The organism is Yersinia enterocolitica (genome assembly GCA_002082245.2).
In the GTDB taxonomy this organism is placed as follows: Bacteria; Pseudomonadota; Gammaproteobacteria; order Enterobacterales; family Enterobacteriaceae; genus Yersinia; species Yersinia enterocolitica_E.
Genome location: NBTC02000001.1, coordinates 108,983 through 121,241, shown reverse-complemented (window position 1 = coordinate 121,241; position 12,259 = coordinate 108,983). Strand labels below are relative to the sequence as shown.

Here is a 12,259-nt window from a genome sequence, read left to right as displayed (position 1 = left end):
TATCAATATAGTCAAATTAGGGTTATGTCCGGCAAGAGACCCGAAGGTCCCTTACCGGTGGGGATAACGGTTTGTCAGAAGTTAACCTTTACGCCCAACATCACCGCCGTGTCACTGTAGCCTTTGTCGCCAATTTGCTGGCTCACATTGCCCCACAGGTTCACCCGTTTGTTCAACTGACCTTCAACCCCGGTTTTCAGCTCGGCAATGTTGCCCGCACCGGCCTGCGTCACCGTCACGCCGTCCATCTGTGTGCCGAAGTCTTCGGTGTTGTGCACCCAGTTCGCCTCGATAAACGGCTGGAATACCCGGTCTTTGCCTTTGTCCTGGGCACTGGACCCGTTCATAAAGGCTTTCACCCCCAGACGCGTCTGGATATTGCCATCGCCTTTGCCCGACACATTCGTGCCATTGGCTTCTTTATGTTCATCGGCTTTCACGCCCATCCAGGTCACCTGCGCCTGTGGCTGGATAAAGACCTTCGCATTCTTGGCCGCATTCTCACCCACCTTCAGGGTGTAGCCACTTTCCACCGAGGCGGTCACCCCTTTGGATTGGTAATGCTCACTCGCCAGACCCTGACCGCTCACGCTGTTGTCAAACCAGCTGTATTGCGCCCAGCCATCGACATACAGGCCCGTCTGGTCGGCGTCATTCGCCTGCCAGGTACCGTACATCCCCAGGCTGTAGCCGTCCACCGACGCATCCGCCCGGTAACCGGTCACCCGCGAATCGGTTTTGCTCTGGCTGTTGCCGTACCCGCCCATCACCCCGAGGTGAAAGCGGCTCTGGTCCGTCGTCCACTGCGCGATATCCCCGCCCAGTTGCATCACATAGCGGTTGCTCTGGGTGCCCAGTTGGTCACGGCTGTCACGGAAACGGTTATGCCCGCCTTCGTTACGCAGCCACAGGCTGGTCACCTTCTGCTCCCCGGTCAGGGCATCGATATACTGGGTTTCCCCCAACCGGTCGTGCAGGCGGGTGGCAAACAAGGTATTGGCCGCCGCCAGGTTGGCGATATAGCCGCTGGCTTCCGGTCGCTCTATCGGTACCACCGGATTGACCGGGTCGTCAGGGTTGACCGGGTCGACCGGGTCCGGTGACAGGCTGCTGTTCAGCACCCAGTTATTAGCCTCAGTCCCGGCCCCGCGGCCCAGGAAGTAATCATAGGCCCCGGCCACAATACGCCCGGCCTGGGTAAACACGCCGTCCGACTGGCCCTTAACCTGAATCACTTCAATGCCATTGAGAGTCTGGGCGCCGCTGCCGCCAGCGTTGTTGACCTGCACCCGGGTGGTGCCGGCGGTGTTGCCTTCCACCACCAGTTTGTCACTCAGGGAGCTGTCGTCCCCCAGTTGGGTGTTAAGGTTCAGCAGGCCATTGTTGCCCTGGTAATCCCCGGTCACTGTCAGGGTGGTAAAGTCAGTCGCCGCCGCCTTCACGGCACTGCCGTTCACGTTGCCCAAGGTCAGCGTCCCGCTGTTGTTCAGGTTCAACTGTTGCACCCGCTGGTCAATGCCGTTCAAATCCAGGACCCCGCCATTGACGGTGACCTCACTGCTGCTGAGCAGGCTGTCAGCCATGTCGGTGCGCAGGGTGCCGCCATTGACGGTGGTGCTGCCGGTATACTGGTTCAGGGCGGACAACACCAGCAGGCCATCACCGGCCTTGGTCAGGCTCTTGCCATCCCAGCCACTGGCAAAGCCGCCGGTTGGTACGCTCTGGTCAGTCAGCGCCGAGTCAATATCAAAGGCCGTGCCGGCATTCACCGTAAAACTGCCGGTGGCCTGACGCGGCAAACCGTCGGTCCAGGCCAGACGGAAGCGCATATCATAATCGTGGTCGTTGTTGCTGAGATAGCCGTCGTGGAGCAGGTAATCCAGCCCGGTTGGGGTGAGCGGGTTGTTGTCAAAGTTCCCGCTAATGCCGTTGGCGGTATGGATGAGATTATAGGTTGTGGTGGTGGCGACGCTGGCCTTGACCGGTGCCGGGCCGTCAGCAAAACCGTTGATGACCAGGTTCCCGTTCAGCGACGCGGTGTCTGCGGTAATGTCCGGTGCGCCGCCCACGGTGATGTCCAGCGTACTGCCGGCCTGTTGGGTGAAGGCGCCGCCCACGGTCAGGGTGGCATTGTCCACGCCGATGGCGGTGGTGGCCCCGGTGTGGGTGGTGTAATTGCCGGTGGTGGTAAAGGTGCCGTTCTGGGCAAAGGCCAGGGTGCCGCCACGCACATCCACCTCATTGACGGTGGAGCCGACGCCGGTCAGGGTCTGGCGTGACGTTCCATCTTTAACCAGATTCAGGGAGCCGCCATTGTTGAGTAACCGACCCGCGAAGGTGGTGTCTTCCCCGTGGGTGCCGTTGATGGTCAGCGCGCCACCTGCAGGACCTCCGGCGACCTGCCCGCCGTTGCCGGCCAGACTGCTGACCCAGGCAATATGGTCATCCATCACCATCTGTGATGCATCATTCAGCACAACGTGGGAGCCGGCGAGGGCATTATCCGTCCGAATGAACAGTTGACTGTTGTTGTTAAAGACCTGAGTCCCGCCACTGATGTTGATTTCTCCTCTAATGCCACGGCCGACTATTAATAACGTATTATCGTTAAATGTTTGGGTACCTCCGGTGATGCCATGGCTTTCCAAGGAAAGACTGCTATTGTCATAGAAATTTTGAGTCCCCCCGGCGATGGCGCCACTGGCAGTGGCGTTAAGGGCGGCGTTGCCGGTGAAGTTTTGCGTGCCACCGGTAATCGCGTCAGTCACTGAGGCGGTGAGGCCGGCTGCAGAGGTAAAGTTTTGTTCTCCGCCGACGATGGCGTTGGCCACACTGGCGGTAAAGCCGCCTGAGTTATTGAAGTTCTGGATGCCGCCGGCGATGGCGCCGCTGACGGTGGCGTTAAGGACGGATTCGCCGGTGAAGTTTTGTGTGCCGCCGGCAATCGCGTCAGCCACGTTGGCGGTGAGACCCGCTGCCGTGGTGAAGTTCTGCACCCCGCCGACGATGGCGTTGGCCACACTGGCGGTAAAGCCGTATCTGTTATTGAAGTTCTGTGTACCGCCCGCAATGGCGCCGCTAACAGCCGCAAGGGTAGAGTTTCCGTTGAACGTTTGCTCCCCACCCGCAATGGCACCGCTGACAGTGGCATTAAGGACGGAGTTATTGTAAAACTCTTGAACCCCGCCGAAGATAGCTTCGCTGGCGGTTGCATTAAGCTCGGCACCCTTTGATTCGTCTGAGTCTGAGGAAGCATAGTTACCGTAAAAAAGCTGTGTTCCGCCATTGATGGCACGACTGGCGGATGCATTAAGGACAGGGGCTTCTTCAGGGTGTCCCTGGGAAGCCTCGGCAAATAATTGCATCCCACCGACGATGGCATTGCTAGCCTCTGCGTTTAACACGGAACCGCCACTAAACGTTTGTGTTCCCCCAGAGATAGCCTGGTCGGCGGACGCGTTTAACACACTATCTCTACTGAACTGTTGCTCTCCTCCCGAAATAGCATCGCTGGCTGTGGCATTAAGGATGGTAGTCTCATGGAAAGAAATAACCCCTCCGGAGATAGCATTGCTGACCATAGCGTTCAGGGTACTCGAACCAAAAAATCCTGCGCCATTGTCAACAAGGTAGTTGATATCATCACTGATTGCATCAGCCACCAAGGCATTCATAACAGCATATTCATAGAAGTACAGTGAGGTTTCATTGACTATCGGCGCAATGGCATTGAAGGTACTGTGGCCATAGAAACTAATGTCATTCGTCAACGGTGTCGAAACATCGGCGTTAAAAACACTGTAGTCAGTGAAGGACATTACCTGCGTCGGTGCCCCATTCACGGATAAATCCCACACATCCGTGCCATCGCACGTATCCAGTGAGGGGTTACAGGTGCCAGCCAGGGCCGAATAACTGACGGATGACAGCGCCAGCAGCACCATCAGGGAGACCGGGTTGAGTTTGCGCCGGGGAGCGGTGCAGTTTATTCCGGCGAAAGCCGTGTGTTTTGTCATAAGGTCTGTTCCAATAATGTGAATGAATCCTGTCACCGGCCTGACGCAACGTTCCCTCAGGGTATCGGCGTGGCGGGTCTGTCTGTGCCATAAAGGCTTCTGCCGCCCGCACGGCGTAATAAACTGATGTCATACCGTCGTCTGCCAAAAATGGCGGACGGCTATCCCTGTCGAACGCGGGAAATTAAATAAATCGGCTAATGAGGTATTACTATGTAAATTACACAGTAATGAACCGGTAACTATCAAAAATAGCTCATGATATAAAAGATAAAATAAATATCGAGAGTCACATTAAATAAATGTTAATATATGTTAATAAATCGGGTTAGTGGTTGTGCGTTATTTCCATGCCCTATTTTACCTGTTATTTTCATTACGGATAACCTATCAGAACAGTCTTAATCACGTCGAGGGGCTATACAAATCATTAATCTTCTTTTGGGAAACTGAATAAAACACATCAATAGCAACCGCAATCTCGTAAATATAGAGAATAATGAGAGAAACTATTTACGTATTTGTTATGGCCTGTTTGTGAATGTTGTCAATATAAGTCAGATTAAAAGAGAGATATTTCCACTGACCTTTGACTTTGATGTAGGTTTCATCCATGCGCCACCGACGACCTACTGAGTGTTTATGTCGTCGAAATACCTTGTCCAGCAAGGGCACCAGACGGATAACCCAGCGGTGTAACGTGGAATGGTCAACAATAACGCCACGCTCTACCATCATCTCCTCGAGATTACGTAGGCTGAGGGCATAAGCGAGATACCAACGAACACACTGAGCGATAACATCAGTGGGGTAATGCAGCCGACGGAAGGCTTTTCGGATTAGAGACATGGGCAGGCAATATCGTAAAAAAAAGAGCATGTTACCGGACGAGGCCTTAATGCGACAGAACCGACAAACTTTATTGTCTCTGCACACGTGGTGGGATTTTTATTGCTAATGTCCCATTTTGGGACTAAAATACTTGTATGAAAATAATCTCTATTGCAGCACTGAAAGAATTTTGGGGGGAGTTTCCTAAAGCCGAACAGCCGTTAAAAGCCTGGTTCGACGAGGCTAAAAAAGCCAACTGGAAAACTCCAGCTGATATTAAGGCCCAGTATCGAAATGCAAGCATACTGAAGAATAATCGGGTGGTATTTAATATAAAGGGGAATGATTACCGGTTAGTGGTTTCTATTTTTTATGCGGCTGGTTGGGTGTATGTGAAATTCATCGGAACACATAAACAATATGATGCAATCGACGTTAATACGATAGAACCGGAGTGAACAAATATGAACATTAAACCAATTCGAACAGAACAAGATTACAAAGATGCCTTAAAGGCGATAGAACCGCTTTTTGACTCTCAACCTGAAATTGGAACGCCTGAGTTCGACTATATGGAAGTGATGGTGATGCTGATCGAGGCCTACGAACAACAGCACTATCCGATTTCGCCGCCAGATGCAGTTGAAGCAATAAAATTCCGTATGGAGCAGATGGGACTCACTGCCAAAGATTTAGAACCCGCGATTGGTCGAGTGAATCGCGTCTATGAAGTCTTGAATGGTAAACGCAGCCTGACATTGCCCATGATCAGGAAATTGCATCGCCTGTTTGGCATTCCTGCGGAGAGCTTGATCGGCATCTGATAAGGTGTATTAGTCGCGACTTGATCTGACACTGGACCTTGAAAGGTTGAGAGTTACCGGTTTTGATATGGGTGTCGAATCCTTATACAAAACACGGGCTTTGTCGCATTAGTGACATGAAGTTGGCCAAAGTTGCGTTGTCGGTTATTTAGGCAGCCAGCAAATAGAATTGTTCCGCGAGTGACAATCCCTCACTTTGCGGATGTTGATATTGCCCTTTTCGTATCATGTTGCTCAGTTCGATGCCGGCCAGGATCGTTTGTGCCCGCCGAAACGATTTGAATCCCAGCATCGGTCGACTCCGACGTTTGATATTTCGGTGATCTTGCTCAATCAGGTTGTTCAGGTACTTACTTTGCCTGACGGTAATCGCTTCCTCATCGGGTTTGTCGGCGTTGAGCGTGGCCAAAGCTGCGGTGTTAGCCCCACTTTTATCGATAGTGACAACCTCGGGTTCGCCGTGATGGCGAATAGCCTTGCGAAAGAAGCGTAATGCGGCTGCAGAGTCCCGTTTGGCGGTCAGCAAAAAGTCGATGGTGTGACCTGCTGTATCGACCGCCCGATACAGATACTTCCACTGGCCTTTGATTTTGATGTAGGTTTCATCCATGCGCCACCGCCGACCTACTGTGTGCTTGTGTCGGCGAAAAACCTTATCTAACAACGGTACCAAGCGGATAACCCAACGATGCAGAGTGGAGTGGTCAACAAGAATACCGCGCTCTGCCATCATCTCTTCGAGGTTACGCAGGCTCAGGGCATAAGCGAGATACCAGCGAACACACTGAGCGATAACATCAGTGGGGTAATGCAGGCGACGGAAGGCTTTTCGGATGAGAGACATGGGCAGGCAACATCGTAAAAAAACAGCATGTTACCTGACGACGCCTTAATGCGACAGAACCGTTTGGCAGGGTATCGGGCAGTGTTTTCATGGTATGAATTATACCCTTTACTGCCCCTTAATACATTGTTATTTAACCGGTAGTTGTACTTTTTTATTAACTCAACGAGGTGTAATGCAGAGGGGGATGCCGCTGTATTTTTGTGATGTCTATCCCCTCTAACAGCCAGTGCCATTGTTGTTCATCCAACGTCAACGTATCGCCACTCAACCGGGAAGGCCATTTGAAGTGCGCCTGTTCAAGGCGTTTATACCACAGACAAAAACCGGTGGTGTCCCAGTACAGCGCCTTTATTTTGTCGTGCCGTCGATTGCAGAAGACAAACAGGGCTCCACTAAAAGGCGATAACGCCATGTGCTGTTCAACCAGTAGCGTGAGCCCGTTGATGCTTTTGCGAAAGTCCACGGGAAGGCGGTGAAGATAAATCTGCGTGGCATCGACAAACATCTTCATGGCGTGAGTTCCCGCAGTAAGGTCGCCAGCCAAAATGGAGAAAGGCTGAGGGGAAATTGCAGTGAGCAGTGTGCGAGCGTCAGTTTGATAGAATCGCACTCAACCGGAGGTAGCTCAGGTTCGGCAACAGCGGGAGTGGGTTCGACAGGCGGCGTTATCGGCAAAGAACCCTGTTTGAGCGGAGAGACAGCGATAAATGCGGGCGGCGGCGACTTGGCTTGCGCAACGAGGCGATCCTTGGCATTGAAAAAAGCGCTGCGTGAGATTTGATGGCGTTTACAGAATTGAGTTTGGTTGAGACCGGAGCGTTGTTGTGCGTCGAGCAGTTCACGCCATTCGTCGGGAGTGCGATGGTTCGTCTTTGCCATATTGCCTCTGATCTTCGGTGAATTCCAAAGACAAGCATGATGTTTCATCGCGTTAAGCGGAAGGTGCGGTACCAGCGACGTTTACGATTAACGCAATGGTGGCATCCAGCAAAGCATTTTGTCGGTATTTGTGAAAGGGTGCTAATGCATCAGGGAAAAATTCTGACACACTTGGCGAGCAGGCATAGAGGTGATCTCATTGAATTGGTTGCACAAATCAGTAGATCACAAAACTCTATGCCTGTCTTTTTTTACCCGCCCATTACTGGGGATTCCTCAGCGCAATAAGCGGGCTTCATGTGGGGTTTAATGCTTAGCGATACGCTCTAACGCTACCTGAGCGAGAAACCCTGACCGGGTTTTAAATTCTGGATTAGTTGCTACACATCGATCAATACGGTCAATCAACGATTTCGGCAACGTTACGTTAATTTTCTCTGAGCCGCCCAGTAAGCGAGTCACGTCGATATCAACAACCGCCCACGTATAGCCGGCATACTCTGGATCTTTCGACAACACACCGAGTGGTGAAACTGCGGGGATATCCCCGCCCATTTCTACCAATAATTCAATGTGGCCGGTTATGGCTTCTTTAGCGTTTAAAATCGCTTCGTCCATCGTATCTCCTGCTGAGAAACAGCCCGGTAAATCTGGGACAGTTACGCCGTATGCGTGCTGTTCGTCGCCTGCTTCAATCGCAATTGGGTAAAACATAATTTAAGCCTCTTCGAGAAAGCAGGAGTTAAATTCCTGCTTGTGTCCTGATGCTCTTAACCGTTTTTATGGGTAAGTCCTTTTTGGGATGCGGTATCGTCACCAGCCCTTTTTTAGTAGGGTGCGTGAAATGGTGATGGCTACCGTTAACCCTGACCAGTTCCCAACCGTCTGCCTTGACTTCTGCAATTAATTTTCTGCTATCCATCCTTTTGCCCTGTTGCGCCCTGATTTAATTATTATATCCCCAGTAACTCCATCGCACAATAATTTTGGGGTTATCGGGGTTATCGGGGTTATTTATTATTACGAGCGGATATTCTATTTGTCATTTTCGATATCCAAACTGACCCCCTGGTATGCGTGGCTTACCTGTTGTGCGGTGATAAATTAACGTCAGTAATTCCGCCAGCTCTGCGACAGGGCTGTTTATGATGTTTTCAGCTAGGCAAAACAACGCTACGGCGCCCCCGTCTGGCTGATGAGATCCGTGAACAGGATGTACCGTATAATCTAAAAACTGTCGGGGCTAGCCTGCGCCACCAAGGAGTTCGGGCAAAAAGCAGGTTCAGTCTGCTCAGCTATCGCCCACACGGGCTACCGGTCTCAGATAACCTATTGAAGCAGGATTTTTACGCCAGTGGCCCGAACCAGAAGTGGGTTGGCAATATCACATACTTACGGACGTACGGACGAAGGCTAGTTGTATCTGGCGGTGGTGATTGACCTGGGGTCGCGGATCGTTATCGGCTGGTCGATGTCACCCCGAATGACCGCGCAGCGTGCGATGCGCAACAAATGGCCCTATGATGTCAGCGCCAGTGATATAACGACCAGAAGCACTGGCGTTGAAAAGGGCATCAGTCCATCCACGCACGCGATCAGGATATATTTCAGGCCATGATTTTGCAGGTCAGTCAGTATCGACAGTTCGAAGTGTACCCTTATTTTTCAGTTAGATATAATTACAGAGTCACATTTTTACCCTCAAGGTTGAGCGCTTGTGCCGTAACATAACCTCCATCCTCTCGTATTTTATAGTGGAGGGTATCCAGCCAGATGGGAGTCGAACTCGAAAGGCTGAATCATTAGTCACTCCTTTTTGAGATATTTTACTGGAGTGACAGAAAATTTCTAACACTCCCGTTTTTCAAAGATCAGTCGTTACCGCTCTAGCAAATTAAGCGAAAACACTGCACTGCATTGCATGTTATCTCCACCCTTCACGGAACGTTGCAGATAAGCCATCATCAATATACAATCATTTTTAGATTACTTTAGATCGCCATCAACTAGGTGATTTTGATGAAAAATTTAACGACTCATTCTCTTATATCAATTCGTAATGGCCGCATTCTTCGCCGAGCAACAATCCCTGCTGAAATTCATGAATCAGCCAAGCTTATGGCACGCTCTCGTTCCATAAGTATTGGTGAACTGTATGACGAGGCCGTGAAAGAATTTATCGATCATACACTGCAAGGAGCCTCTGATTACGTTCACGTTCCCAGAAAGAACAACCCGAGTAAAAAATCATTTTGGTTATCAGCAAACCTCAGTGTTCAGGCTAAAGCCAGAGCGGCTCGAGATCACATAACTGAACATGAATTTATACTCACTGCAATATTAAATTTTGCTTTAAAACACAAGTTTGCGAATATCATAAGAGTACAAAAGTAAATTTTTGGTACTTTTATAGTAAAAATTCAATAATAGTTACGATGATACTCTGCTCTATATAAAAAAGATCCCCCTAAATAGCTCGTTTAGATATTGAATATTTAAACAGTATCTGAAATATTATGCTATTGTCTCAATAACGGCTATCACTCGTTAGACATGTTTATGCAGAAACAATACTGGCATTGCTGCTAATAAAAATTTAACAGCAAACAGTGTACTCCTGAACGATGTGTAGGTTACCCATGATTAAGACTGGAACGAAACCGATAAAGAAATTTGTATGTATACTAATGGTTTGCATACTTTGTGGATGCAACACCTTAGGCGCTAATCAAACGAATTCAAACGATAATAACAGCGAACAATTGGCGATAAAGCAAACAAAAGACTTTTTTAGTGAACATCCGGAATATTTGAGTTCAAAAGAGCTAGAATCTCAATTATTTGTTGAATTTCAGCAAATTATGAAACAAACAGGGAATGAGGATTTGAGTATGTATCAGATGCTTCTTATTGCTCATGATAGACTTCAAAGAAAGTAAAGTCATAGCAATTACGAGAACACCAGAGAACTAATCAAAGATAATATTCCGATACTATAAGTGGTCATGATGAAAGATGTACGTTAAACAGATCCACTTATCCAGTACAATAAACGGATAAACCCACGGAAGTGTACACCCTCCCTATATACTTATGGTTTAAGTTCGACTGTGGTGACCCGCTCCCCGTATGTGATCCATTCATAATCAGGAATAACCGGCTTCATTCTGGCTGCATATTCTGGCAACCGGCAGATTTCTCGGCAAATTCAGAAGGAGTCATCCAGCCCAGGGCAGAATGGGGACGGCTCTGGTTATAGTGTATCCGCCAGCCCTCGATTTTGCACCGTGCATCCTCCAGAGACATGAACCAGTTCTCGTTCAAACATTCCTGCCGCAATCTGCCATTAAAGGACCCCCACCGTAGCGTTGTCCGTCGGTGTTCCCGGGCGTGAGAAGTCGATCCTGATCCCTCTTTCATACACCCACTTGTCCAGCATTTTCCCTGCAAATTCAGAACCATGATACCTATTGAGTGCATCCAGCTAGCGTTTAAGTCAGCTATTTTCTACAACTTGTAATGTCTGTGTCTGTCACAAGTGGAGAAAATCAATGAACACTTTTGTTAGTAACATCGGTGTATCGGGGACTCTGATTGCCCTAGATATCGCTAAAAAACATCACGATGCAAAAATCCGGCACCCGGATGGACGAACATCTTACCTGCGTATCGAAAATACACTGGAAGGGTTCAATCGACTGCTTGCGCTCACCGCTTCACCCCATGATGATATTATCGCGGCCTTTGAACCTACAGCTGATTATCACCGCAACATCGCATGGTGGTTACATAAGCAGGGAGTTCAATGCCATCTTGTTTCATCTGTCAGATGTGCGCGAGCTCGTGAGATGCTGTTTAAGAGTAAGCGTCGTTGGAACCACACCTATTTTTGCGATCTCTGAACCGCCATCATTTCCACTTCGATCATACGAAGAGGAATTTCTATGGGGGTTTACCGTACAACTGAGGAATGGCGCGTCATCATCGAGGAGCAGCGACGCTCCGGCCTTAACCAGACTGCGTTCTGCCGCCTGCATGCCATCACCCGCAGTGCATTCTTTAACGCCAGACAGCGTCTTTACTCCACCAACGTGAAGCTACCCATACGGAAGCGGGCGCGCACGCCAGCGCGCTGCTGTACAGCCTGGTGGAAAGCGCGCGAATCAACGGGTTGAACCCGTATGACTATCTTCATGCTGTGCTGACGGAGCTAAAATCGCCGGAGGAGAAGATCGACTGGGACGCGCTCCTGCCCTGGAAAATCACCCTACCTTAAACCCCGCAGTTGATCACTGTGGGGATTTAACGACGCTTACAAGATAACGGCCTCGCACAGCCGGCCGCGGGTGAGCAACGATAACGCGTATGGGGAGTCGCTGTTCAGAACGCTGAAATACGTGCCTTCGTGGCCGGAGAAAGGGTTCGCGACACTGGAAGATGCGCGAGCCTGGGTGGAAGGGTTCGTCAGTTGGTACAACGAAGAGCACCGCCACAGGGGTATCAGGTATGTAACGCCAGGCCAACGGCACCGGGGTGAAGACGTTGCTTTACTGGAGAAACGGAAATCGGTGTATGAAGCGGCAAAAATGCGAACTCCGCATCGGTGGTCAGGGCAGACAAGAAACTGGAGTTGGCAGGATGAAGTGTGGCTGAATCCGGAGCGAGAAACCCTCGCTGCGTGATCTAACAGAGGCGACAACTACCTTGACACGCACCGTTATCTTTTATGCACATTTACCTGCAAATAGGTAAATGTGATTATCTGCAATCAACCAATAGTTAGCTGCAAAACAATCAGGTCTTCGACCTACTTAATTTCATTAAAGATCTATTTATTCGCTGGATAAGATCTGTGGATAACG

11 protein-coding genes and 5 pseudogenes are annotated in these 12,259 nt (G+C 50.0%); 8 read left to right on the top strand and 8 right to left on the bottom strand.

Annotated features, from left to right (window positions below; all coding sequences use genetic code 11):
* Positions 1–74: 74 nt before the first annotated feature.
* Complete coding sequence (locus tag A6J66_000665) at positions 75–1,829, bottom strand: hypothetical protein (GenBank protein ID PNM27325.1); 1,755 nt, start codon at positions 1,827–1,829, stop codon at positions 75–77.
* A 2,757-nt stretch (positions 1,830–4,586) separates the two neighbouring features.
* Positions 4,587–4,865 (bottom strand): annotated as a pseudogene (locus tag A6J66_000660) (IS6 family transposase).
* Between the two features lie 137 nt (positions 4,866–5,002).
* Between A6J66_000660 and A6J66_000655 the strand changes: the two are divergent.
* Both A6J66_000655 and A6J66_000650 read left to right on the top strand, forming a co-directional pair.
* Positions 5,003–5,305, top strand: a complete 303-nt coding sequence (locus A6J66_000655; protein ID PNM27231.1) for a type II toxin-antitoxin system HigB family toxin — start codon at positions 5,003–5,005, stop codon at positions 5,303–5,305.
* A gap of 6 nt (positions 5,306–5,311) precedes the next feature.
* Complete coding sequence (locus tag A6J66_000650; protein PNM27230.1) at positions 5,312–5,671, top strand: helix-turn-helix domain-containing protein; 360 nt, start codon at positions 5,312–5,314, stop codon at positions 5,669–5,671.
* Positions 5,672–5,819: 148 nt separating this feature from the next.
* Here A6J66_000650 and A6J66_000645 read toward each other — a convergent pair whose 3' ends face one another.
* From A6J66_000645 to A6J66_000625, 5 genes are all read right to left on the bottom strand, one after another.
* Positions 5,820–6,515 (bottom strand): DDE domain-containing protein, encoded by a 696-nt coding sequence (locus A6J66_000645; protein PNM27229.1) that lies wholly within the window; start codon positions 6,513–6,515, stop codon positions 5,820–5,822.
* 157 nt (positions 6,516–6,672) lie between these two features.
* A complete protein-coding gene (locus A6J66_000640; protein ID PNM27228.1) occupies positions 6,673–7,029 on the bottom strand; it encodes an IS66 family insertion sequence hypothetical protein in 357 nt (118 codons plus the stop codon).
* Positions 7,026–7,397 carry a hypothetical protein gene (locus tag A6J66_000635; GenBank protein PNM27227.1) on the bottom strand — a complete coding sequence of 124 codons (372 nt, stop codon included), beginning with the start codon at positions 7,395–7,397 and terminating at the stop codon, positions 7,026–7,028. The genes A6J66_000640 and A6J66_000635 overlap by 4 nt, the downstream gene beginning before the upstream one ends.
* A 306-nt stretch (positions 7,398–7,703) precedes the next feature.
* On the bottom strand, positions 7,704–8,111 hold the full coding sequence (locus A6J66_000630; protein ID PNM27226.1) for a type II toxin-antitoxin system HicB family antitoxin: 408 nt from the start codon (positions 8,109–8,111) through the stop codon (positions 7,704–7,706).
* Positions 8,112–8,139: 28 nt separating this feature from the next.
* On the bottom strand, positions 8,140–8,319 hold the full coding sequence (locus A6J66_000625) for a type II toxin-antitoxin system HicA family toxin (protein ID PNM27225.1): 180 nt from the start codon (positions 8,317–8,319) through the stop codon (positions 8,140–8,142).
* Positions 8,320–8,496: 177 nt separating this feature from the next.
* On the opposite strand from A6J66_000625, the pseudogene A6J66_000620 reads away from it, so the two are divergent.
* The 3 genes and pseudogenes from A6J66_000620 to A6J66_000610 all read left to right on the top strand — a co-directional run bounded on the left by A6J66_000620 (position 8,497) and on the right by A6J66_000610 (position 10,336).
* Positions 8,497–8,918, top strand: a pseudogene (locus A6J66_000620) (IS3 family transposase).
* A gap of 498 nt (positions 8,919–9,416) precedes the next feature.
* Complete coding sequence (locus A6J66_000615) at positions 9,417–9,791, top strand: hypothetical protein (GenBank protein PNM27224.1); 375 nt, start codon at positions 9,417–9,419, stop codon at positions 9,789–9,791.
* Positions 9,792–10,036: 245 nt separating this feature from the next.
* A complete protein-coding gene (locus tag A6J66_000610) occupies positions 10,037–10,336 on the top strand; it encodes an invasion protein (GenBank protein ID PNM27223.1) in 300 nt (99 codons plus the stop codon).
* Positions 10,337–10,559: 223 nt separating this feature from the next.
* Here the strand turns inward: A6J66_000610 and A6J66_000605 are convergent.
* Positions 10,560–10,857 (bottom strand): annotated as a pseudogene (locus tag A6J66_000605) (IS3 family transposase).
* A gap of 91 nt (positions 10,858–10,948) precedes the next feature.
* Here A6J66_000605 and A6J66_000600 point away from each other — a divergent pair.
* From A6J66_000600 to A6J66_000590, 3 genes and pseudogenes are all read left to right on the top strand, one after another.
* Positions 10,949–11,260 (top strand): annotated as a pseudogene (locus A6J66_000600) (IS110 family transposase).
* A gap of 239 nt (positions 11,261–11,499) precedes the next feature.
* A pseudogene (locus A6J66_000595) lies at positions 11,500–11,610 on the top strand (hypothetical protein).
* Between the two features lie 79 nt (positions 11,611–11,689).
* Entirely contained in the window at positions 11,690–12,079 is a 390-nt protein-coding gene (locus A6J66_000590; protein PNM27222.1) for a hypothetical protein, read from the top strand.
* Positions 12,080–12,259: the final 180 nt, after the last annotated feature.

What these genes read in the sequence shown, in the direction of transcription:
- A6J66_000665 (PNM27325.1), bottom strand. Translation starts at nt 1,829, where the DNA reads ATGCGCTTCCGTCTGGCCTGGACCGACGGTTTGCCGCGTCAGGCCACC.
- A6J66_000655 (PNM27231.1), top strand. Translation starts at nt 5,003, where the DNA reads ATGAAAATAATCTCTATTGCAGCACTGAAAGAATTTTGGGGGGAGTTT.
- A6J66_000650 (PNM27230.1), top strand. Translation starts at nt 5,312, where the DNA reads ATGAACATTAAACCAATTCGAACAGAACAAGATTACAAAGATGCCTTA.
- A6J66_000645 (PNM27229.1), bottom strand. Translation starts at nt 6,515, where the DNA reads ATGTCTCTCATCCGAAAAGCCTTCCGTCGCCTGCATTACCCCACTGAT.
- A6J66_000640 (PNM27228.1), bottom strand. Translation starts at nt 7,029, where the DNA reads ATGAAGATGTTTGTCGATGCCACGCAGATTTATCTTCACCGCCTTCCC.
- A6J66_000635 (PNM27227.1), bottom strand. Translation starts at nt 7,397, where the DNA reads ATGGCAAAGACGAACCATCGCACTCCCGACGAATGGCGTGAACTGCTC.
- A6J66_000630 (PNM27226.1), bottom strand. Translation starts at nt 8,111, where the DNA reads ATGTTTTACCCAATTGCGATTGAAGCAGGCGACGAACAGCACGCATAC.
- A6J66_000625 (PNM27225.1), bottom strand. Translation starts at nt 8,319, where the DNA reads ATGGATAGCAGAAAATTAATTGCAGAAGTCAAGGCAGACGGTTGGGAA.
- A6J66_000615 (PNM27224.1), top strand. Translation starts at nt 9,417, where the DNA reads ATGAAAAATTTAACGACTCATTCTCTTATATCAATTCGTAATGGCCGC.
- A6J66_000610 (PNM27223.1), top strand. Translation starts at nt 10,037, where the DNA reads ATGATTAAGACTGGAACGAAACCGATAAAGAAATTTGTATGTATACTA.